This is a genomic window from Sphingorhabdus sp. YGSMI21, from assembly GCF_002776575.1.
GTDB lineage: Bacteria > Pseudomonadota > Alphaproteobacteria > Sphingomonadales > Sphingomonadaceae > Parasphingorhabdus.
Map to the genome: position 1 here is coordinate 2,344,535 of NZ_CP022548.1, position 22,288 is coordinate 2,366,822.

The window sequence follows — 22,288 nt, forward strand, 5'->3', positions numbered from 1 at the left end:
ATAACGGAGACCAGGTTGAAATATCGTTTCATGCCGCTTCGGTCATTTCACGGATCACGGCCAGAAAGGCTTCACCATGTTTCTCCAGTTTGGCTGCGCCGATGCCCGGCAGCTCGCCGAGCGCCGACAGGCTGCCCGGTTTCAGGCCGGTCATATCACGCAGCACGCTGTCATGGAAGATGACATAAGGCGGGACGCCGAGTTCCTTGGCCAGTTCCATGCGCTTTGCCCGCAGTGCTTCGAACAGGGGATCGCCAAAGGGGTTTGGCGAGGCCGTGCCCCCGCGCCGTTTGCGTGAGGCACGCTTGGGCGGTTCGACGATGGCGACTTCCTGTTCACCCTTGAGTATCTTGCGCGCCTCGGGGCCGAACATCAGGCCGCCATGTTCGGTGTTGCGCAAAGCATCGCGGAGTAGCAGCGAGCGGGACACCGGCTTGATCAGTGCAGCTTCCTCCTCTCCGACAATATCGAAAACCGACAGCTGGTCGTGGCCGCGCGAGAGGATTTTTTCATCCTGCCTGCCGGTGAGAACGGCTTCGAGATGGGTGACCCCGAAACTCTGGCCGGTGCGGTAAACGGCGGACAAGAATTTGCGTGCCAGTTCGGTGACATTGCGGGTCTTCGGAGCGTTCAGGCAATTGTCGCAATTGCCGCATCGCTCGGGAGGATTTTCGCCAAAATGGCGGAGCAACACCGCGCGGCGGCACCCCGGGGTTTCGACCAGACCGCCGAGCGCCGCCAGCCTGGTCCGCTCGCTCTCCAGTCGGGTCTCGTCGATCTCGCCAAGCCGCTGCCGCGCTCTGGCGAAATCTTCCGCACCCCAGAACATATGCGCTTCGGCCGGGTCGCCGTCGCGGCCGGCGCGGCCGGTTTCCTGATAATAAGCCTCAATCGATTTGGGCAGCCCGGCATGGGCAACAAAGCGGACATCCGGCTTGTCGATGCCCATGCCAAAGGCGATCGTGGCGACCATCACCATATCTTCCGAAGCAACGAAATTATGCTGGTTCTGCTGGCGCACTTCCGGTGGCAGGCCAGCGTGATAGGCGCGCGCGCTGCGTCCGGTAGCAGCAATCTGGCTGGCCATTTTCTCGGTCGCGGCGCGGGTCTGCGCATAGATTATGCCCGGTCCCGGGATGCGGTCGACCAGATCGCCGACCTGCCGTGCAAGGCCGCTGCGCGGACTCATGCTGTAGCGGATATTGGGCCGGTCGAAACCAGCGAGGATCAGCCCGTCCTGCTCGATCCCCAGCTGCACCAATATATCGTCGCGGGTATGCGCATCGGCGGTAGCGGTCAGCGCCAGCCTTGGCACTGACCCGAAATGGTCGAGCAGCGGGCGCAGCAGGCGATAGTCGGGGCGGAAATCATGACCCCATTCGGACACGCAATGCGCTTCGTCGATGGCGAAGAGCGAAACATCGGTCTGCTCCAGCAATTCCCGGAAATGGGGCTGGGAAGCACGTTCCGGCGCGGCGTAGAGCAGGTCCAGCTCGCCCGCCCTTAGCCGGGCAATCGTCTCCGCGCGATTGTCATCGGCGGAGGTGAGGGTGGCCGCCCTTATCCCGACCGCCTCGGCGCTGCGCAACTGGTCGTGCATCAGCGCGATCAGCGGGGAGATCACAATGGTGGTGCCCTTGTTGGCAATGGCGGGAAGCTGGTAGCAGAGAGACTTGCCCGACCCGGTCGGCATCACGGCAAGCGTGTTTCGCTTCGCCATCACCCGGTCCATCACTGGTTCCTGCATGCCGCGAAAGCTGCTGTAGCCGAATGTCGATTTGAGCAGGGGAAGGAGCGCTTCGGTCATGGATCATTCCCTAGCCAGAGACGCCACCATGCGAAACCGCAAAATCGCAAATGACCGAAAATGGTATTTTGGCTGGCGGTCAGGCGGGTTCCCGCTGGTCCTCCGCCTGCCGCTTCCACATGTCCGCATAGAGCCCGCGCTTGACCAGCAACTGCCGGTGGCTGCCGCGTTCGGCGATCCGCCCTTCGTTGAGCACGATAATTTCGTCGGCATGGGTGATGGTCGATAGCCGGTGGGCGATGATCAAGGTGGTCCGCCGTTCCGATATCTTGGCAAGCGTCGCCTGGATTTCGTCCTCGGTACGGCTGTCGAGCGCCGACGTGGCTTCGTCGAGGATCAGGATCGGCGGGTTTTTCAGCAATGTCCGCGCGATTGCGACGCGCTGTTTCTCGCCGCCGGACAGTTTCAGCCCGCGCTCGCCGACCTGTGTGTCATAGCCGTCCGGCAATTTGGCGATAAAGTCATCCAGAGCGGCGCCGCGCGCGGCATCCTCGATCTCGATCTGGGTTGCCCCTTCGCGGCCATAACCGATATTATAGCCGATGCTGTCGTTGAACAGTACGCTGTCCTGCGGAACAATGCCGATTGCGCCGCGCAGACTGTGCTGGGTGACTTCGGCTATATCCTGGCCATCGATCAATATCCGTCCGGCCTGCGGATCATAGAAACGGAACAGCAATCGCGCGATTGTCGATTTGCCGGCACCGGAAGGCCCGACAATGGCGAGCGTTCCGTCCGCCGGCACCTCGAAATCGAGCCCGTGCAATATCTGGCGATCGTCATCATAGTTGAACACGACATTTTCAAAGCGCACCGTGCCCTCGGAAATCTGCAGCGCCTTTGCGTCCGGCTTGTCGACGACTTCCTGCTTGGTATCGATTAGCTTGAACATCGCGTCCATGTCGACCAGGCCCTGACGGATGGTGCGATAGACCATACCGAGCAGGTCGAGCGGCCGGAACAGCTGCATCAGCAGCGCGTTGACCAGCACCAGATCACCGACCGTCAGATCGCCCTGTTGCCAGCCGTAGACGCTGAACGCCATCGCGCCGATCATTGTCAGATTGGTGATGATCGACTGGCCGATATTGAGCAGGCCAAGCGAATTTTCCGATTTGACCGCAGCGGCGGCCCAGTCTTTCATCGCCTTGTCATAGCGCTCGGCCTCGCGCTGTTCGGCGGTGAAATATTTGACCGTCTCGTAGTTGAGCAAAGCATCGACCGAGCGGCCGATTACCCTTGTATCCATGTCGTTCATCTTCGCCCGCAGCGCATTGCGCCAGTCGGTGACCTTGCGGGTGAAGGTGATGTATATGACGACCATCGCCATCGTTGCGGCGACCAGCCCGAAGCCGAATTTGATCTGGAAAATGACCAGCACCGCGGTCAGCTCGACGACCGTCGGCGCGATGTTGAACAGCAGGAAATAGAGCATGATATCGATACTCTTGGTCCCGCGTTCGATGATCTTGGTGACTTCGCCGGTGCGGCGGCCCAGATGGAAGCGCAACGACAGGCTGTGGAGGTGCGTGAAGACATTGGTGGCAAGGCGCCGCGCGGCCTGCTGGCCAACCTTTTCGAACACGATATTGCGCAGATTGTCGAACATCACCTGACCGAAGCGGGCTAGGCCATAAGCCGCGACAAGCGCGAGCAAGACCGTCAGTTCGGTGCCGAGATCCTCGTCCGACATGCCGTCGATGACCGCCTTGTACAGAAACGGCATCGTCAGAACGGCGGCCTTGGCGCATAACACCAGCAGGCCGGCAATGATGATACGCAACCGCAGCCCCGGCTCGCCCTTGGGCCAGAGATAGGGCAGGAACCGCTTGAGCGTAGGGATCATCGGCGGGTCGATCTGACCCTCGGTGGCATAATCAGGTGGCATGGGCCGGATGTAGGACCGACGGCGCCGAAAGTCTATCCGGCTATAAATTCACCAGCGGGGTGCGTCAGAAGCTGCCGCTGACCGTCAGCCGGTAGATCAGGCCGAATTCGCGGCTGCGATCCTCGACAAAGGCGACCGGTCCGTTGCGCCTGCCTCTCATAAATCCGCGGTCCAGATCCCCCGGCTGACCCAGAAGATCACCAAAGGCGGTGCGGGTGAAATTCTCGGACCGACCGAACAGATTGCCGAGATTGGCCTGCACGGTCAGTCCGAACACATTCTTATGCTCGACAAATATCCAGCTATAGGGCGCGCCCGTGCGAAAGCGGGTGATCTGGTCCAGCCGCAGAAAATCCGAATAGCGGAAATCCTCGACACCGGCGCCCCATGCCCAGTTGCTGCCGGGAATATCGTGACGCAATGTGGCTTCATAGGTAAATATCTTGTCATCGCTGATCCGCCGGTGGATGCCTGTCAGGGGATCGCGCAGCGAACTTTTGCGAAGCTCGCCTTCGACATCAAGCTTGGCGCCATTCCAGCCTATGGGATCGAACAATATGCTGGTCACCATTTCCACGCCATAGCTTGTCGCGCTGTCGAGATTGCCGCGCGCCTCGGTGGTGGCCGTGATCGGGATGGAATCAACAATATCGCTGAATTTCTCGCCGTAAATATTGACGGTCAGCGATCCCCATGGCCCCAGTTTCTGCGTCGCCTCCAGCTCCGCGCGCCAGCTTTGCGGCGGGACCAGTTCGGGATTTCCGGCATTGCCGTTATTTTGCGATACATCGACCGACTGGACGAAGTCGAAGAAATTGAGCTGGCCGACCGACCGGTCGATCTTCAGGCTGATGTCGAGAGCCGGCTGCGGTCGCCATGCCAGCGATACGGATCCCTTCGGGCGAATGAACGACCGGCTCTGGCCCGCCGCGCCGCTCTGGCTGATCTTGCTATATTCACCGCCCAATGTCGCCTGCAGGGTGAGCGTCTCCGTCAGCGGACGCCCATAGGAGCCGATGATCTCGCCGCGATATTCGGTGACCTTGCTATTGGCGTTGGTCAGCGCGACCGGCTGGAATATGCCCTGATCGTCGAGCGCCGCCAGCATGCCTTCATTGTCGAGAAAATTATAGGCGCCTTCGACACTGACGCCCCAGTCGGTTCCGCCGGTCGTTTTCCAGCCATATTCGGCGCGCAGGATCGACTCGCCCTCATCGGTCACCGTGTCAAAGCGGCTGCCGTTGGCGGGCGTGACGCCGTCGGTAAATGTCTGGCCAAAGAAATCGCTGACCGGACTATGTTCGAAACGCTGCAAGCCGATGAGCTTAAGACGGCCACTGCCGAGACCGAATTCATAGTCTGCGCTGAATTCGGCATTCCATTCATTCTCGCGGCTGGAATAATGTTCGAAAATATCGGGCTGGCTGGCCTGGGTGCGATCGGTGTCCACCGTTTCCCGGCGCCGGAACAGTTGATAGGCGGCATTGGCGTTGAATGTCGAACCGCTGTCGCTGGTGCGGCTATAGGCTCCGCTCAGCTTCGGCGCCTCCTGGCGATAGCGGGCGACCTCGTCGCGCTCGAACAATAGATTGCCGAAGCGGTCGGTGACCTGTTCCGGTCCTTCGACGCCGTTGCGCGCCGCATCATTTTCGACCGACAGGGTAAAATCGCCCTTGCCCAGTTTGCCGCTGACAGAGGCGTCGCCGGAAAGCCAGTCATTGCCCGCGCGGCGCCATACCGGTTCCCATTTGAAACTGCCGCGCAGCCCGCTGGTCTCGCTAGTGTTGGTCACAAGATTGAGCACCTGGCCGGACAGGCCGGAAATGCTCAGCGTGGCGCCATCGACGATTTCTATGCGCATGACATTGGCCGCGGAAATCCGGCCGAGAAAGGTGAAGGCGTCGCTATTCTTGCCCGATATGCGAGCGCCATTGATCAGCACATTTTCATCGGCCTGGCCCAGACCGCGTTCATCGTCGTCGCCCGTGTCGATAATGAAGCCGGGTACCTGGCGGACCATGTCCAGCGCGGTGCGGGGATTGAAGCGGACAAATTGTTCGGACTCGTAGACCTGCCGTCCGTCCTCGATGCGGGGCTGCAGCGACGAGAGACTGTCGCTTTGCGCCTGTGCTGCGACGGGGAAGAGCGCGGAACCGATCATTGCTCCCATGACAAAGCGTTTCAAAGCGCGGTTTCGATTGTGCAAAATATTCCTCCCCAGGCATCCGTTGTGGATGGGGTGCTGCTATGTCCGATTGGTTGCACCCGATACCGGCTTTCGATAAACTACATTCGTAGTCGGACAAACAGCTTCCTCTGTGCCGGGCGGTAAATCCTTCGAATCTTATGGTTTATGAAAGAAAAGCACCCAGGCCGCCGCGCAATTGGCGAGCGTGTAGACAAAATAGAAAATCACCGCGCTGAGCATCCCCATATTGGCAAAGATCATCGCCGCGGCGAGCATGAAAAATTCCAGAAAATAGCTGCCGTGGGGGCCGAGAATCTTCCGGAAACTGCCACGCGCTTCGGCCATCAGCGGATGATTGCTCTCGAGCATGGCCTTGTGCATCGCGAAATTGCCGATGCCGCAGAGGAAGATGATGAAAATATACATGGCTGCAATATAGGCCCGTTTGCTGCCATTGTCATTTGCTCAGATAAATAAGCCTCCGGTCGGGCAGACACAGGTTCCGCCTGTGCACGGCCTTGCGGCGGCTTCAGTCCGGGCTGGCGATCAAGGCGCCGTTATCGTGAAGCCCGGCACCGCTTCGGTCTCGACATGTCCTTTGTGGTACATGTCCATATAGACATTGACCTTTCCCGGTGCGGCTTCGCCACAGTCCACATTATAGACATCCATCATATTGCCATAAGGACTGGCCCCGACGCTTCCGCCCCGCGCATAAGCCGGAGCCGAGCCGTCGGAACATTGCAGCCGGTTCAGATAGGCGCGCTGCCCCTGCGGCATGGCTGCCCGCACCGGATTTTCAGCGCTCCCGAAGGGATGTTCGGATGCCCGCTCGATCGCTTGCTCGAGCTTTTTCCCCGAGACCATCGATTCACCTGCCATCATCGCAGCAATCGGATCGCGCGCAATCGCCGACGTGGCGACGGATCCCGCGGTGCCAAGCATCAGAATTGTCAGAACCACAGATTTGTTCATAACATCACACTCCTTCCAATAGCTTCTCTTTCTTTATCTTCTCCTGCCAGACCAGCGGTGCGAGATGGTGCACGCTCTGTCCTTCGGCATCGACCGCGACGGTGACCGGCATGTCCTGTACTTCGAATTCGTAGATGGCTTCCATGCCGAGCTCTTCAAAGCCGACCACTTTCGATCCCTTGATCGCGCGGGATACCAGATAGGCGCTGCCGCCGACCGCCATCAGATAGGCGCTCTTGTGCTTCTTGATCGAACCGACCGTGTCCAGCCCGCGTTCGGCCTTGCCGACCATCGCCAGCAGGCCCTGTTCCAGCATCATGTCGGTGAACTTGTCCATCCGCGTCGCGGTGGTCGGGCCAGCGGGGCCAACCACTTCCTCGCCTACCGGGTCGACGGGGCCGACGTAATAGATGACGCGACCCCGGAACTCGACCGGCAATTCTTCGCCGGCTGCCAGCATATCCTTGATCTTCTTGTGCGCGGCATCGCGGCCGGTCAGCATCTTGCCATTGAGCAGCAGCCGGTCGCCATGTTTCCATGTTGCGACTTCGGCGGCATCCAGCTGGTCGAGCTGCACGCGCTTCGCTTCCGATGAAGGCGTCCAGTTGACGTCCGGCCATTCGTCGAGCTTCGGCGCTTCTAGATAAGCGGGCCCGCTGCCGTCGAGCGTGAAATGCGCGTGGCGGGTGGCGGCGCAATTGGGGATCATCGCGACCGGTTTGCCAGCGGCGTGGCACGGCCAGTCGTTGATCTTGACGTCGAGGATGGTGGAGAGCCCGCCCAGTCCCTGCGCGCCGATGCCGAGCGCGTTGACCTTGTCAAAAATCTCGATGCGCATTTCCTCGATATCGTTGCGCGGCCCGCGTTCCTTGAGCTGGCCCATGTCAATCGGGTCCATCAGGCTCTGCTTGGCGAGCAATACGGCGCGTTCGGCGGTGCCGCCGATACCGATGCCGAGCATGCCGGGCGGGCACCAGCCGGCGCCCATCTGCGGGATCATTTCCAGCACCCAGTCGACGATATTGTCGCTCGGGTTCATCATCTTGAATTTCGATTTATTCTCCGATCCGCCGCCCTTGGCCGCGACATCAACAGAGACCTTGTCACCGGGCACCATTTCGACATGCAGAACAGAAGGGGTGTTGTCCTTGGTATTGCGCCGGGTGAAGGCGGGATCGGTCAGGATCGAGGCGCGCAGCTTGTTCTCCGGATGGAGATAGGCGCGGCGCACGCCTTCATCGACAATTTCCTGCATCGATTGCGAAGTATCATCAAGCCGGCAATCCATGCCCCATTTGACGAAGACATTGACGATACCCGTGTCCTGGCAGATCGGCCGGTGCCCCTCGGCGCACATTTTCGAATTGGTCAGAATCTGCGCGATCGCATCCTTGGCCGCAGGCGATTTCTCCGCCTCATAGGCTTTGCCGAGCGCCCGGATATAATCCATCGGATGATAGTAAGAGATGAATTGCAATGCGTCGGCAACGCTTTCGATCAGGTCGGCGGTCTTGATGGTCGTGGTCATGAATGCTCCAGAATATCGGCGATATGCGGTTGGATTGCCTTTAGGCCGATATGACCGGACCGGGCAAGTTTTTGTCGCGCTTCGCTCCCCCATGAATGTCTGACCTCGATACCATCGCTGGTCGGTGCCAAGCGGCTATCAATATCGTGCAGGATATAATTCGGCTTTCGCTGCATGCTGCGATTGCGAACGGGCCGGCGAAACGATACGGACGATGGAACGGGAAACGCCACAGGCACATAAGGGACCCCAAAGCTATGCGCGCGCGTGATTTCCTGCTTCTTGTACTGGTCTGCCTGATCTGGGCGTCGAACAATGTCTTGAGCAAGATCATCGTCGACGACTGGGCGGTTCCGCCCGTTTTCTACGCCGCGCTGCGCTTTGCTGTGGTCGCGCTGGTGATGCTGCCATGGCTGTTGCCCATGCCCCGCCCGGCCTGGCGGATCCTCTTGATCGGGCTTTTGATGGGCGGCGGGAATTTCGCGCTGCTGTTCATCGGTCTGCAGACGACCTCGCCCTCTTCGGCGGCGATCATATTGCAGCTCGGGGTTCCCTTTACGATAATGCTCTCGATGCTCATGCTTGGCGAGCGGGTGCATTGGCGGCGCGGAGTCGGTATTGCCCTGACTCTGCTCGGGGTGTTGCTGGTGATCTGGCGTCCCGAAGGGTTGACCCTGACCGCAGGCCTCTGGTTCGTCGCTGCCGCTGCCTTCGCGGGGTCGGCTGGCGCCGTGCTGATGAAGCGCGTGGACAATGTCACGCCCTTCCGCTTTCAGGCCTGGGTTGGCCTGGTATCGGTGATCTCGCTGACACTATGTTCAGCCTTGTTCGAACAAGGGCAATGGGTCGCCGCTCAGACTGCCGGATGGCCGCTTGCCGCCGCCGTGCTGTTCACCGCGTTGATTGTATCGGTTGGCGCGCATTCGGCTTATTATTCCCTGATCGGTCGATATGAAGCCAATCTTCTTGCCCCGCTAACCCTGATAACGCCACTGGCGACCATCGGATTGGGCGTCTGGATCACCAATGATGCTTTTGATCTGCGGATGGCGCTGGGGGCGGCGCTGGCGATCGGTGGCGTGCTGATCGTGGCGCTCAGGCCCAGACCGGCCACCGCGCTGCTGGTGGATCGCGAGCAGCGGTAGAGGTCGTGAAAGATCTCGGTGAATTGTCGTTAAGGAGATGATGATTTTCGGCTATCGATCAGCTTCGCTGCCGCTCGTCATATCGCTACTGATCGATACTGGGATGTAAGGGTGTTTTCGTTACGAACGCCTTGGAACAGGATTCTCGTTCGGAAAGCTTCTTGGCGTCATGCCTGTGCGCAGTTTCGATTTTCCGGGACATCAATTTTACCGGGCCAATTACCGGCAAAATCAAATTCTGTGTCGGCGGTTCTCCGCCAAAATGGTGCGCGATTGCGAGTCCGGGGCGGGCCGCAAGCCTGCCGGAAGGCTTTTGGTCCAGGCCTACGGTTCCGGGGCGATATGAATATTGCTTCGATGGGATATCTGTTCGTTCCGGGTTTTGAATCCGAAGGGACTTTGTCCCGATATAATTGACTCAGGAAATTCGCTGATGGGATGGCTGATCATGCTTCAGCGCTCTGCCCGACTAGCTCGGATTGAAACGGAAACCGGATTCAAAAGGAGAGGGCAATGACTTCGAGTCTGATTCTTTTGCCAAATCCAGTTCAATCAATATGGGCTTTTCATATCTGGTCTTGTTGCTGGCAGGTTTTGTTTCTTTTTTCTGTTCATGAATCATATTTCTGGTCCAAATCTGATTGTGCATAACTAGATATTTACGCATCTAGGTTCAGGACCTATTAAATAGCTTGCATGATTGGTAGAAGGTTGATTCAATGGTGGCATCAAAGGAGGTGCCGCTGATGAGTGATCTGTTTATGTTGAGCAAGGCGCAGATGCGCCGGATAGAGCCATATTTCCCGTTATCGCACGGAGTTCCGAGAGTTGATGACCGGCGTGTATTGAGTGGCATTGTCTTCGTGATCCGTAATGGGTTGCGTTGGCGCGATGCCCCTGCAGCCTATGGCCCTCATAAGACGATCTATAATCGCTTTATCCGCTGGAGCCGTATGGGTGTGTTCAACAAGATATTCTCTGCTCTGGCAGCTACCAGCGATGCCGATGACGTGCTGATGATTGATGCCACGCACTTGAAAGCGCATCGCACCGCTGCCAGCCTTTTAAAAAAGGGTCTGTTTCCAGATATATCGGAAGAACGAAGGGCGGCTTAAACTCCAAGCTCCATGCCGTGTGTGACGGGTCAGGCAGGCCGTTGGTCCTGTGTTTAAGCGAAGGGCAGATGAGCGATCATATCGGTGCAAAGCTCACATATTCCGCGCTACCCGATCATGCCCTCTGCATGATCGGGGACAAAGGCTATGACAGCGACGAGTATCGCGCCGCCCTGCAGGCCAAAGGCATCACGCCGTGCATCCCGCCGCGAAAGGGACGGATATTACCCGCTGACTTCGACAAAACCCTCTACCGGCAACGTCACAAAATCGAGAATATGTTCGGACGCATCAAGGACTGGAGGCGTATCCACACCCGCTATGACCGATGCGCACATACCTTCATGTCCGCCATCGCAATCGCAGCTACCGTCATCTTCTGGCTCAGTTAATGAGTCCTGACCCTAGACTCTTGAAGAATCGATCTACTATAGTCTCTACTATATCATCTAGTAAATAAAATCAAATACTGGTCCCCTTGTGTAATGTAATTGAGTGTATTTTAATGTATTCTAATGTAAATCACGTCACGGGAGGCGACCGGTTTGTTTGTTCTTGCTGAAGAGGAAATTCTGCCGGAGGCCTCGCGGTCGATTTGACTCGGCCCAGATCATCATTGTCGCCAATATGGTTAATGACGAAGCGCGAAAATTGTCTTCCGGTAAAATGCGATCCGCTCATTTGATCCACCACATATGTTGTCACATTTCCGTCATTCCCACCTGTGGATGATCTGTGGAAAGATTTTTTTGTAAATATTGGCATCGGCTCTTGCACAATGCCGGAGGCCTAGAAGGTCCACGCGTCGCGGCATGTTGTCCGGAATCGCCGGGCGACGAAGCGATTCATTTATACGACGAACAGAGTCGTTAAAATGTAATTTACCCCCTTGCATAAAATTCTGATTCAGCCACTATAGGTTGTGGTTCGGCCTAGGGGGCACACCAACTGATAGTGGTTAGTCGTATTTAACGCCGACTCGGTGGACACCTCCCTTTGTGCCAAATGTACAGTGAGAAATACCGGATTTGGGTAAGAAAAAAATGCCCGCCGGGGCGTGAATAATGTTAGAGTGAATGCTTCGGCATGAGTCGAACAAGACAGGAACAAACGCCCGGACACAATCCCGGTGGTCGATCGGTCGATACGCCGTTGTGATCGTTGATTTAGTAGAGTGACTTGAGGGGGCTTTGATGGATTTTAGAGACAACCGCGACAACGAGAATGTGTCGGGAACAGATGTGAGTGAGAGTGAAATGGGCGCGGAAGTATTGGACAAGCCAGAAAGCCAGGCTGAAAGCACGAAGCCGACCAGCGAACCGGAAGTCAGCAAGAAGGCTGCTGCAGAAGCCGCCGCGACCAAGGATAATGACGAGAAGGAACTGAAGGCCGAGCGCGACAGCCACAGCGTCGAAAAGCGCCGCTTCAAGATCAAGCTGGACGAAAGCCGCGATGATCTGCTCACCGACTTTGGCAAGGAAACACTCAACGACCGCTATCTGCTGCCCGGCGAATCCTATCAGGACCTGTTTGCCCGTGTGGCCGATGCCTATGCGGATGACCAGGATCATGCCCAGCGGCTCTATGACGCGATTTCCAAGCTCTGGTTCATGCCGGCGACGCCTGTATTGTCGAACGGCGGTACCGGACGCGGTCTGCCGATCAGCTGCTATCTCAACAGCGTCGACGACAGTCTTGGCGGCATCGTCAATACGTGGAACGAGAATGTCTGGCTCGCCTCGCGCGGCGGCGGCATCGGCACCTATTGGGGCAGCGTCCGCGGTATCGGTGAACCGGTCGGCCTGAACGGCAAGACATCGGGTATCATTCCGTTCGTCCGCGTGATGGACAGCCTGACCTTGGCGATTTCGCAGGGGTCGCTGCGCCGTGGTTCGGCGGCTTGCTATCTCGACGTCAACCATCCGGAAATCGAAGAATTTCTGGAAATCAGAAAGCCTTCCGGCGATTTTAACCGGAAAGCCCTGAACCTGCACCACGGTGTGTTGCTGACCGACGAATTCATGGAAGCGGTCCGCGACGGCACGGAATTTGAGCTCAAGTCACCGAAAGACGGATCTGTCCGCGGCACGGTTGACGCGCGCAGCCTGTTCCAGAAGCTGGTCGAAACACGGCTGGCCACGGGTGAGCCCTATATCATCTTCAGCGATACGGTGAACCGGATGATGCCCAAGCATCACCGTGACCTGGGCCTGAAAGTATCGACTTCCAACCTGTGCTCGGAAATCACCTTGCCTACGGGCCGCGATCATCTCGGCGAAGACCGGACGGCTGTCTGCTGCCTGTCATCGCTCAATCTCGAGACATGGGATGAATGGTCGGTCGAGAAGGGCTTTATCGAAGATGTCATGCGTTTCCTCGACAATGTCCTGCAGGACTATATCGACCGCGCGCCGGAAGAAATGGCGCGGGCGAAATATAGCGCGATGCGCGAGCGCAGCGTCGGTCTTGGCGTGATGGGCTTCCACAGCTTCCTTCAGGCCCGCGGCCTCGGCTTCGAAAGTGCGCTGGCAAAATCCTGGAACTTCAAGATCTTCAAGCATGTTTCAGCCAAGGCGTCCGAAGCCAGCATGATGCTGGCCAAGGAACGCGGCCCTTGCCCCGATGCAGCCGACCAGGGCGTGATGGAGCGTTTCTCCTGCAAAATGGCGATCGCACCGACCGCGTCGATCAGCATCATCTGCGGCGGCGCCTCGGCTTGTATCGAACCGATCCCGGCGAATATCTATACCCACAAGACGCTCTCGGGCAGCTTCATCGTGAAGAACCCGCATCTGCTGAAATTGCTGCAGGAAAAGAGCAAGGACAGCAACAATGTCTGGAACTCGATCCTCGAGAAGGGCGGCAGCGTCCAGCATCTCGATTTCCTCAGCCCGGAAGAAAAGGACGCGTACAAGACCAGCTTCGAGATCGACCAGCGCTGGCTGCTCGAACTGGCTGCCGACCGTACGCCGTTCATCGACCAGGCGCAGTCGCTCAACCTGTTCATCCCGGCCGATGTCGACAAGTGGGACCTGCTGATGCTCCACTTCCGCGCCTGGGAGCTGGGCATCAAGTCGCTTTACTATCTGCGCTCGAAATCGATCCAGCGCGCCGGTTTTGCCGGTGGCGAGACGATGATGAGCGAACCGGCAACCGGCGGCGGCGTGGAGGCGGACAACACGCTCGACCCGAAAAAGGTCGAACTGATGACCACCGCCGGCACCACCGATTATGACGAATGTCTGGCGTGCCAATAGCATCAAAGCACAGCGGATCAGGATCGAGCGAATAGAATGAGAGCAGGAGCAGGAGCATATCTGGTGATGTTCGGGATCATGGTGATCCTGATCGTTCTGATCATGGCATTTTATCCGCAATATCGCGTCTATTCGCAGCGATTGGCGGGCGAAGCTTCCCTGGCTGAAGCGCAATCATCTCGGCAAGTTGCAGTTCTCGAAGCGCGTGCAAGACGGGAAAGCGCGAAAGAACTGGCCGCTGCTGAAATTCTGCGGGCGGAAGGGGCGGCCAAGGCCAATGCAATTTTGCAGGACAGTTTGGGTGGTCCGGATGGCTATTTGCGATATTTGCAGATTCAGGCACTGGAATCGTCCCGCGCGTCCTTGATTTATGTTCCAACCGAAAGCGGTTTGCCGATCACGGAATCCGCGAGAATTAGGCCGGGTCTGTGATGGAAAATTGACACGGTAGATTTTGCCCACTGCCCCCTCCCTTTTGCTCCTTTCGGGAGGGGGCCGTTTTTTGAAAGTAAAGGCGCGCGCAGCACATCAATTGTCATCCCAGCGAAGGCTGGGATCCAGACCAAAATATGCTGTATGAAACAAGATTGGATTAGGCCCCAGCCGCCGCTGGGGTGACGAGTAAAGCGGAGAACGAGTAAATGTCACTTCTGGAAGCACGCAAAACCTACAAGCCCTTCGAATATCCCTGGGCCTATGAATTCTGGAAGCGGCAGCAGCAGATCCACTGGATGCCGGAAGAAGTGCCGCTTGGCGAGGATTGCCGCGACTGGGCGCAGAAGCTGACCGATCACGAACGCAATCTGCTGACCCAGATTTTCCGCTTCTTCACCCAGGCCGATGTCGAGGTGCAGGATTGCTATCACGACAAATATGGCCGGGTGTTCAAGCCGACCGAAATCAAGATGATGCTGACCGCGTTCAGCAACATGGAAACCGTCCATATCGCCGCCTACTCGCATCTGCTCGACACGATCGGCATGCCGGAAAGCGAATATTCGATGTTCCTCGAATATGAAGCGATGAAGGACAAGCACGATTATATGGGCACGTTCGGCGTCGACAATGACGAGGATATCGCCAAGACGCTGGCGATGTTCGGCGGCTTCACCGAAGGGCTGCAGCTGTTCGCCAGCTTCGCCATGCTGATGAACTTCCCGCGCTTCAACAAGATGAAGGGCATGGGCCAGATCGTCTCCTGGTCGGTCCGCGACGAAAGCCTGCACTGCGAGGGCATCATCAAGATGTTCCACACCTTCGTGCAGGAACGCGACTGCCTGACCAAGTCGGTCAAGGAAGATATTATCGACTGCTGCCAGAAAACCGTCCGCCTGGAAGATGCCTTCATCGACCTCGCGTTCAGCGACGGCCCGGTCACCGGCATGACCGCCAAGGAAATCAAGAAATATATCCGCTATATCGCCGACTGGCGTCTGGGACAGCTCGGCTTCCAGCCGATCTACATGGTCGAAGACCACCCGCTGCCCTGGCTGGCGCCCCTCCTGAACGGGGTCGAACACGCCAATTTCTTCGAAGCCCGCGCCACCGAATATTCCAAAGGCGCGACCAAGGGCGAGTGGAACGACGTCTGGTCGAGCTTCGACCAGCGCAAGGGCAAGGTTGCGAACGAGGACGAAGTGGCCGCAGATGACGGGCCGGATATGTTTGCGGAAGCGGGGGTTGCTGCGGAGTAGGGGATGGAAAACTTGGATGGAGATTTGACCGGCTTAGATCCGCGGATAGTCGCGAATTATATTATAGATAGGGCGGAAGGGCCAATACGTCACATCGCACTTCAGAAACTTTTATATTTTTCGCACTGCCTATACCTGATGAGATTTAAGAAGCCTCTGATCAAAGGTTATTTCGAGGCTTGGACGTATGGTCCAGTCCATCCCGCAGTGTATTCTGCCTTCAAGGGACAAGGGGCCGCCCCAATTAAGAAAAAAGCTTTGAAGAAGGACCTACGAACAGGATCGCATTCAGAATTGCCAAGCTTATCTGACCCAGAAGCCAGGAAGGTCGTTAATTTGACAATGGCCGCCTACGAGGGGCTCTCTGATAGCCAGCTTGTAAACTTGTCGCATGCTGCCGGTGGACCATGGGATGTCATTAAGAACAAAAGTAAATCTGAAAAACTGATTGGACTTAAAATTCCTAACGAATTGATTTTAGCAGAGTTTCGAAATCACAAGTTACCTTCACATATGTTAGACAATACAGGAGCAATAGATGGGCAAGAAGATACGCCACTTACCTATAACGGACTTGGCTAGGATCGCAGTCATGGATTCCGAGCTCCGTTTCCCTGCGTTGCAACAGGTAAACACTGGTGGAGGAGGTCCAAGCTATAGGCCTACACGTCAAAAGCTAGCTGATGTTGTGGATCGCAAACCCGGAATGTTTGAATCCGAACGAGCTCCTTGGTCAGTTGTTGAAGAAGACTTGAAAAAACTCTCTTATTCCGACCGAGAAGAGAAAATGAACTTACTCGCAGGTAAGTCCATTTATAATTATTGTGCAAAAAATGATGTGCATGCAAGAGAATTGGAAGGTTATCCACTTTCGTTTAATGTAGGACTAAAGCTTGTTTGCTGGTCGCCAGCGTTGTTTGTCTATCCAGACCGAATTAGCGTTCCATTTTTTGATATGCGGAGAAAGTATTTTCTTACTCCGGGGGCGACGAAGTTTATGTTCAGTGTAATGAATATCGCTTTGCGTGAAAATAACCCTGATTACTCAGAGGTGGAATTCGAAGTTTTGCGATTGTCAGATTCGAAAGATCGAGCGATCAGACCTATCTCTGAAGGTGATATGTCTTTGTATTCGTATGAGGAACTTGAGCAGATGATTTCAGAGACACAGTCACTTTGGATCAAGGTTCAAGAAGGAAGAATAGACCAAAGAAGGGACAGTGATCCAGATTGGGATATTGATAGCTTGTTTGGTTGATCGAATTACTCACGGTTACAGTTCACTAAATGCACTAATTTTAAAGTGATAATTCCCTCCGTCATAATCCTGAACCCGTTTAGCTTCGCTGGTCGTCGGCTCAGGATCTTAACCGACAGAGCGCGCACCCTCGGGAGGTCCTGAACCAAGTTCAGGATGACGACTGGCTTGGTCCAATTCTCCTCTCGACCGCCGCTCCCACCACACAACAGCAAATTCGGCAACACACTGTTGCCCCGCGCCCACCGTCTCCCGCGTTGACGCTAGGGCAAGCCCGGCCTAGTCTGTCCCCACCAATCAACGGGGAGGACCAATCATGAAATTTCTGGATGGATATAAAGAACATACTTACGCGCTGCTGCGGATCGTCGCGGGGCTGTTGTTCATGGCGCATGGCGTGCAAAAGCTTTTCAACTTTCCGGCCGCTTTTGACTATCCGCTCAACCCGGTGCTCTACGCCGCTGCTGCTATCGAGCTGATCGGTGGCGCGGCGATTGCGCTGGGCTTGTTCACCCGTCCCGCCGCCTTCATCGCCAGCGGCATGAGCGCCGCGGCCTACTGGATGGCGCATGGCTCGTCCGGGCTCTACCCGATCACCAACGGCGGCGAAATTGTCGCGCTCTACTGCTTCATCTTCCTGTTCATCGCGGCGCGCGGTGCGGGTATGTGGAGTGTCGATGGGAAAATGAGCGAAGGTTAACGCCATAAATCGTCATCCTGAACTTGTTTCAGGATCCCCATCGGCAGAGCGCGGACTCTCGGGGGATCCTGAAACGAGTTCAGGATGACGAGTGTAATTTCACCCTCTCCCATAGGGAGAGGCAACGAAGACTTCCCCGGATGCAATCCGGGGTTAGTCGCAGTCGGTGAGGGGTTTCGCCCTTCAGAGGTCACACCCCCTCACCGAGTTCCACTAGCCCGCGAGCTGGCAAGTTCCGCTTGCCTCTCCCATAGGGAGAGGAAGTTGATCACCCACTATTACCAAAATCCGCGCCGCCCTTCTCACTCAGCGGGGCGTCATCCTCGGCCTTGTCCAAAATGCCGAGATCGCTTTCCTCGTCATCATCATTGCGCTCGCCGGCAAAGGCGCCGCCTTCGATGCGGCCGCTTTCGACCATCTGTTTCATATGATCGACCGTGTCCTGGGTGTCGTCGGGAATGAGCTGCGCCGGGTCGGTGTGGCCGCCGTGCGTGCTGTCCGCGATATCCTTGCGCTTGGCCTTGGTGTGCTGCTGCGCCTTCTCGGCAAATTTCTGCGCCTGCGCGTCGTCGCGCTGGGACTGGTTGCTGTTCTGGTTGTCGGTCATGCTGTACCTCTTTCTGTTACCTGACCAACGCGCGCGGCGCGGGATTGTTCCGTGCGATAGGCTGATCGTTTGACGGAGAGCCGGCCAGATTTTCCTCTCCCACAGGGAGAGGCAAGTGAAGCTTGTCAGCTTGCTGACTAGCGCAACTCGGTGAGGGGTTACGGACCTCAGAAAGGTTAAAACCCCTCACCGACTGCGACTAAGCCTATCGGCTAAGTCTCCGTTGCCTCTCCCTATGGGAGAGGGCATCGACAGGCGTCCGCAACCCGCCACCCTTTCACCGGTTTTTAAGCATGTCCGGATATATTCGCACCATGTTGACCGCGACCAACATCCTGCTGGCTTTCATCCTGCTCAACGGCTGGACATTCCTGCTGTTCGGCTGGGACAAGATTCAGGCGGAGAAATTCGGGTGGCGGGTGTCGGAGGGAACGCTGTTAAAAATGGCGCTGTTCGGCGGGTCGTTGGGCGCTTATGCCGGCCGCGCGCTGTTCCGCCACAAGACGCGCAAGCAGCCGTTCAATGGCCGATTGCAGAATATCGCGATGGTGCAACTGGTCGGCCTGACCTTTGGCGGCGTCTATTTTTACGAGCCGGGCGGCCTGTCGTCACCGGCAGAGGCCGTACAGGTGCAGAGCTTCGCCCAGCGACCGCAAGCGCCGGCCTATTATCCCAACTGCGCCGCCGCCCGCGCCGCCGGCGCCGCACCGATCTATCGCGGCCAACCCGGCTATCGGGGACCGCTGGACCGCGACAATGACGGCATAGCCTGCGAACCCTATCGCGGGCGGTGAGCTGATATTTGAAAAGGAACAACGGGCCGGAACATTGCCCTCTCCCATAGGGAGAGGCAAGTGGAGCTTCTCAGCTTGTCTGACTAGCGCAACTCGGTGAGGGGTTGGAACCTCCCGAAGCGCACAACCCCTCACCGACTTCGACTAACCCCGGATTTCATCCGGGGAAGTCTTCGTTGCCTCTCCCTATGGGAGAGGGCAATTTCGGGCGAACAGCCCTAGCGCCGCGGCAACAACCGCCGCCAGTCCCCCCAAAGCACCACCGCCAGCGAAACCCCGATCACCGCCAGATCCACCATCGCCTCGACCGGCGCATAGTCCAGCCCCGCGACCGCCGACAATCCGCCAACAACCGCCCAGGCCACAAACAGCTTCCGCCCGCCGTCCCAGCCTTTGACCAGGCCGATACCGGCGGCAAAAAGCAGCATTGGCGACAGCATCATCAGCACCGGACCCAGTCCGGGCAAGAGCATCATCATCGGGGCGGTCAGCATCGGGGGGAGCGCGGGCAGGGGCAGCGGGAGAAAATTGAGCGCGGCAACGGCGATCGCGCCCCAGCCGATGATATGACGATATTGTTCCATGCCCGGTCCATATCATGGCGGGCGGAATATGCCATCCTGCCTGCACCTTTGGGCATCGCGTCTGTCCTACAAGCCCGCCTTGTGCTATAGATCGGGACATGAGAAACCATGCCGCCAAAGTCGTTCAACATTCTGAAAAAATGCGGAAATTCGTGATTTTGGGGCCAGCAGCCATTTTTCCTCTTAACACTGTAAAGTTTGTAAAGTTCAACCCGGAGTCGCCATGAAATATATCCGAATCATTTTCGCTCTCGCCGCCGCCTGGGGCTTTCTCGCGCTGGTCCCCGGACTGTTCGGGGAAGCCGGTCCGCGACCGGAATATTATTACGGTTTCATCGGCATCGCGCTGGTGTTCCAGCTGATCTTCATCCTGATCGCGACGGACCCGGCCCGCTATCGCGCGCTGATTCCGATCTCGATATTGGAAAAACTGTCCTTCTTCCTGCCGGTGACCATCCTCTATACGCAGGGGCGTGTGGCGGCGGGGCCGGTATTTGTCGGCGCCATGGTCGACGGACTGTTCATGCTGTTGTTCGCGCTGGCCTGGTGGCTTTCGCGCAAGGCGGGGCCGGCGGCCTAGCACCAGTTGCGGCGCGTGCCCTGCCAGCGTTCGGCGAGACCCTCGGTGACTAGTATTTCGCCCAGACTCTGCCCGTCGCGGGTGATGATGCGCAGATCGCGGCCATATTGGTCCTGATCGCGGTCGATCGATTGCAGGGAGAAGGCGCCCTGGTTGAGCAAAGCCTGCAGCCGGATCTTGGCCTGCTGGCCGAGCCGCTCTTCGGCGGCGCAGCCGGGGTTGGAAATTTCCGGCGTGTTGATATCGGCGATGCGGATCTTGCGGCCCTCGAACCAGATCGTGTCGCCGTCAACGACGCAGGTGACGCGGTCGGGGCCAAAGCAGATGCCGAAGCTGGCGCGGTTCGGATCGATGTTGACGGCTGCGGTGGTGGCGGCCGGACCGCCGCTGAGGAAAATCGCCAGAAACAGCGCCGTGCACAGGGCGGCGGTGATCGCGATGAAGGTGGGCCAGCGGATGTCGTTCACCGGCTGGAAAATAGCGGGGAGATGTTAAGGGAGGTTAAACTTGGCGTTGGGGATGGCGGAGAAACAAGCGTGGGCGGTTGATGCCGGTCAGGGCATCTTCGGTGATCAGATCACCAAAGATGCGCTGTTGTTCACGGCCGGACCGATGGAGGCGCTGAGCAGGATGGCGGCCGAGAGGAAAGAGGCAAAGGCAGCGGCGAGACGGCTGTGAAATTTGGAGGACAACATGGTCTTGGTTCCTTTATAATTGGGTTATGCGACCAGAGCGGCGGCGTTGTTCATGGCGGGGGCGATGCTTGCGCTGACCAGGATTGCGGCGGAGAAAAGAGCGGCAAAAGCGGCGGCGATGTGGTTCTGGATGTTTGCGTTGATCATTTTGAAGTTCCTTTTGGTTTAAACTGGGGCTTCGCAAATTGTTTCACGAAGATGTCCATAGCTTTGCACAGGCCGTGCCAGTTCTGGAAAATCTATATAAATCAAAGGGATGGTGGAATATCGCCCTGGGCGCCAGATGAACGGAAGCTGAATAATGGGGAAAAGTCCCAATATTTGGCATTGCGGTTATCGGGCGCAACGGGCGGGCGCGCAGTGGCGCGCCGGTGCCGCCGGTCGCAAGGGGGAGCCGGGTTCGCTGCGCCGGCCCCGGCCGTGGGGCCAGCTCTTAGGTCCAGGCTGGTGGGATCAGGGGAGGTGGATCAATATTGCGCGGTGCCGCCATCGACGCTCAGCGTCCCGCCGGTGATCCCGCCGCCAGCCTCGGACGCCAGCAGCACCGCCATTGCCGCGACCTCCTCGACCTTGCCGGGGCGTTTGAGGGCGCTCTCTTGGGAGAACATGTCGATCATCTCGTCAAAGGTCATGCCGAGGCCCTTCGCTGTCTCCGGGCCACCCTGCATGATCAGGTCGGTGAGGATCAGGCCGGGGCAGATCGCGTTGACCGTGACACCCGAAGTGCCAACTTCCTGGGCCACCGCCTTGGTCATTCCGTTGATGCCGTGCTTGGCGATCGTATAGGGCGCGAAGGTCGGCTTGCCCATCTTGCCCTCGGTGGAGCTGATGTTGATGATCCGGCCCCATTTCTGCGCGATCATCGGTTTGAGCGCCCGGCGGGTGGCCCAGAATGTGGAATAGATGTTCCATTTCATAGCCATATCAAAGGCTTCGTCGGTCAGATCGACCAAAGGCGCCAGATCCCCCGCGCCGCCCGCATTATTTACAAGAATGTCAATAGCACCGAAATGGGCGGCTGTCTGGTCGATAAAGCCCTCAACCTGACTCTGCTCCATCACATCCCCAGCAACAAAAATCGCCCGATCCCCAACACCCAGTTCCGCGACAACTTCAGCACCTTTTTCCGAATTCCGCGCAAACAGCGCAACATTCGCTCCCTCCGCCAGAAAAGCCTCGGCAATCCCGCGACCAATACCCGCCGTGCCGCCCGTAATCGCTGCTGTCTTGCCCTTCAATTTCATCGCTCTTCCTCTTTTCTATGTCGGCCGATTGCTATCGGACGGTGTGACAATCGACAATGGATTAAAACGCTAGTCCGACCATTCCCGTTCATTCTGTTCAGATAAAGCGATCTGAACATGAACCTTCGATAACGTCAGCATTCAGCAACCGGTCAACGGCACGCCGCTAGAAGCAATTTTGTCAGCAGCAATCGATTCGGGTTCCGGAAGAGCCCTTTTGGAGTGAAGA

22 protein-coding genes are annotated in these 22,288 nt (G+C 57.5%); 11 read left to right on the forward strand and 11 right to left on the reverse strand.

Features of this window, described 5'->3' with window-relative positions:
• Window positions 1-28 precede the first annotated feature (28 nt).
• The 6 genes from recQ to CHN51_RS11485 form a co-directional block, all read right to left on the reverse strand.
• A complete protein-coding gene (recQ, locus tag CHN51_RS11460) occupies window positions 29-1,807 on the reverse strand; it encodes a DNA helicase RecQ (RefSeq protein WP_100094132.1) in 1,779 nt (592 codons plus the stop codon).
• Window positions 1,808-1,886: 79 nt separating this feature from the next.
• Window positions 1,887-3,695, reverse strand: coding sequence for an ABC transporter ATP-binding protein/permease (locus CHN51_RS11465; RefSeq protein WP_100094133.1), 1,809 nt, complete (start codon window positions 3,693-3,695; stop codon window positions 1,887-1,889).
• Window positions 3,696-3,759: 64 nt separating this feature from the next.
• Window positions 3,760-5,901, reverse strand: a complete 2,142-nt coding sequence (locus tag CHN51_RS11470) for a TonB-dependent receptor plug domain-containing protein (protein WP_123906308.1) — start codon at window positions 5,899-5,901, stop codon at window positions 3,760-3,762.
• A 138-nt stretch (window positions 5,902-6,039) separates the two neighbouring features.
• Window positions 6,040-6,309, reverse strand: coding sequence for a hypothetical protein (locus tag CHN51_RS11475; protein ID WP_100094135.1), 270 nt, complete (start codon window positions 6,307-6,309; stop codon window positions 6,040-6,042).
• A gap of 120 nt (window positions 6,310-6,429) precedes the next feature.
• Complete coding sequence (locus tag CHN51_RS11480; protein WP_100094136.1) at window positions 6,430-6,858, reverse strand: hypothetical protein; 429 nt, start codon at window positions 6,856-6,858, stop codon at window positions 6,430-6,432.
• Window positions 6,859-6,862: 4 nt separating this feature from the next.
• A complete protein-coding gene (locus CHN51_RS11485; protein WP_100094137.1) occupies window positions 6,863-8,386 on the reverse strand; it encodes a fumarate hydratase in 1,524 nt (507 codons plus the stop codon).
• A 257-nt stretch (window positions 8,387-8,643) separates the two neighbouring features.
• Here CHN51_RS11485 and CHN51_RS11495 point away from each other — a divergent pair, with 257 nt between their 5' ends.
• From CHN51_RS11495 to CHN51_RS11535, 8 genes are all read left to right on the forward strand, one after another.
• On the forward strand, window positions 8,644-9,531 hold the full coding sequence (locus CHN51_RS11495; RefSeq protein ID WP_100094139.1) for a DMT family transporter: 888 nt from the start codon (window positions 8,644-8,646) through the stop codon (window positions 9,529-9,531).
• Window positions 9,532-10,277: 746 nt separating this feature from the next.
• Window positions 10,278-11,038 (forward strand): IS5 family transposase gene (locus CHN51_RS11505; RefSeq protein ID WP_100095349.1). Its coding sequence is split into 2 segments (ribosomal slippage): window positions 10,278-10,611 and window positions 10,611-11,038, totalling 762 coding nucleotides; the frame shifts between segments, so codons are not numbered across the junction.
• Window positions 11,039-11,839: 801 nt separating this feature from the next.
• Window positions 11,840-13,903, forward strand: a complete 2,064-nt coding sequence (locus CHN51_RS11510; RefSeq protein ID WP_100094141.1) for a ribonucleoside-diphosphate reductase subunit alpha — start codon at window positions 11,840-11,842, stop codon at window positions 13,901-13,903.
• A 36-nt stretch (window positions 13,904-13,939) separates the two neighbouring features.
• Window positions 13,940-14,335, forward strand: a complete 396-nt coding sequence (locus tag CHN51_RS11515; RefSeq protein WP_240616705.1) for a membrane protease subunit — start codon at window positions 13,940-13,942, stop codon at window positions 14,333-14,335.
• A gap of 209 nt (window positions 14,336-14,544) precedes the next feature.
• The gene (locus CHN51_RS11520) at window positions 14,545-15,597 is read left to right on the forward strand and encodes a ribonucleotide-diphosphate reductase subunit beta (protein ID WP_100094142.1); all 1,053 of its coding nucleotides are present in this window, start codon (window positions 14,545-14,547) and stop codon (window positions 15,595-15,597) included.
• Window positions 15,598-15,600: 3 nt separating this feature from the next.
• Window positions 15,601-16,179, forward strand: coding sequence for a type II toxin-antitoxin system antitoxin SocA domain-containing protein (locus CHN51_RS11525; protein WP_100094143.1), 579 nt, complete (start codon window positions 15,601-15,603; stop codon window positions 16,177-16,179).
• Window positions 16,136-16,855, forward strand: a complete 720-nt coding sequence (locus CHN51_RS19565) for a hypothetical protein (RefSeq protein WP_123906309.1) — start codon at window positions 16,136-16,138, stop codon at window positions 16,853-16,855. Before CHN51_RS11525 ends, CHN51_RS19565 begins: the two co-directional genes overlap by 44 nt.
• A gap of 316 nt (window positions 16,856-17,171) precedes the next feature.
• A complete protein-coding gene (locus CHN51_RS11535) occupies window positions 17,172-17,555 on the forward strand; it encodes a DoxX family protein (RefSeq protein ID WP_100094145.1) in 384 nt (127 codons plus the stop codon).
• 268 nt (window positions 17,556-17,823) lie between these two features.
• Here CHN51_RS11535 and CHN51_RS11540 read toward each other — a convergent pair whose 3' ends face one another.
• Window positions 17,824-18,162 (reverse strand): hypothetical protein, encoded by a 339-nt coding sequence (locus CHN51_RS11540; protein WP_206169892.1) that lies wholly within the window; start codon window positions 18,160-18,162, stop codon window positions 17,824-17,826.
• 293 nt (window positions 18,163-18,455) lie between these two features.
• Here CHN51_RS11540 and CHN51_RS20380 point away from each other — a divergent pair, with 293 nt between their 5' ends.
• Window positions 18,456-18,956, forward strand: a complete 501-nt coding sequence (locus CHN51_RS20380; protein ID WP_346426324.1) for a DUF1294 domain-containing protein — start codon at window positions 18,456-18,458, stop codon at window positions 18,954-18,956.
• Window positions 18,957-19,174: 218 nt separating this feature from the next.
• Here CHN51_RS20380 and CHN51_RS11555 read toward each other — a convergent pair whose 3' ends face one another.
• Entirely contained in the window at window positions 19,175-19,540 is a 366-nt protein-coding gene (locus CHN51_RS11555; protein WP_100094146.1) for a hypothetical protein, read from the reverse strand.
• Window positions 19,541-19,763: 223 nt separating this feature from the next.
• Here CHN51_RS11555 and CHN51_RS11560 point away from each other — a divergent pair, with 223 nt between their 5' ends.
• Window positions 19,764-20,120 carry a hypothetical protein gene (locus CHN51_RS11560; RefSeq protein ID WP_100094147.1) on the forward strand — a complete coding sequence of 119 codons (357 nt, stop codon included), beginning with the start codon at window positions 19,764-19,766 and terminating at the stop codon, window positions 20,118-20,120.
• Here the strand turns inward: CHN51_RS11560 and CHN51_RS11565 are convergent.
• Window positions 20,117-20,587: a thermonuclease family protein gene (locus CHN51_RS11565; RefSeq protein ID WP_240616706.1), complete on the reverse strand. Its 471-nt coding sequence runs from the start codon at window positions 20,585-20,587 to the stop codon at window positions 20,117-20,119. The two genes, CHN51_RS11560 and CHN51_RS11565, sit on opposite strands and share 4 nt — an antisense overlap.
• Window positions 20,588-20,639: 52 nt before the next feature.
• On the opposite strand from CHN51_RS11565, the gene CHN51_RS19770 reads away from it, so the two are divergent.
• Window positions 20,640-20,798 carry a hypothetical protein gene (locus CHN51_RS19770; RefSeq protein WP_164089138.1) on the forward strand — a complete coding sequence of 53 codons (159 nt, stop codon included), beginning with the start codon at window positions 20,640-20,642 and terminating at the stop codon, window positions 20,796-20,798.
• A 41-nt stretch (window positions 20,799-20,839) separates the two neighbouring features.
• Here CHN51_RS19770 and CHN51_RS20335 read toward each other — a convergent pair whose 3' ends face one another.
• Both CHN51_RS20335 and CHN51_RS11570 read right to left on the reverse strand, forming a co-directional pair.
• Entirely contained in the window at window positions 20,840-20,962 is a 123-nt protein-coding gene (locus CHN51_RS20335) for a hypothetical protein (protein WP_276308581.1), read from the reverse strand.
• A 320-nt stretch (window positions 20,963-21,282) separates the two neighbouring features.
• Window positions 21,283-22,059, reverse strand: a complete 777-nt coding sequence (locus CHN51_RS11570; RefSeq protein WP_100094148.1) for an SDR family NAD(P)-dependent oxidoreductase — start codon at window positions 22,057-22,059, stop codon at window positions 21,283-21,285.
• Window positions 22,060-22,288: the final 229 nt, after the last annotated feature.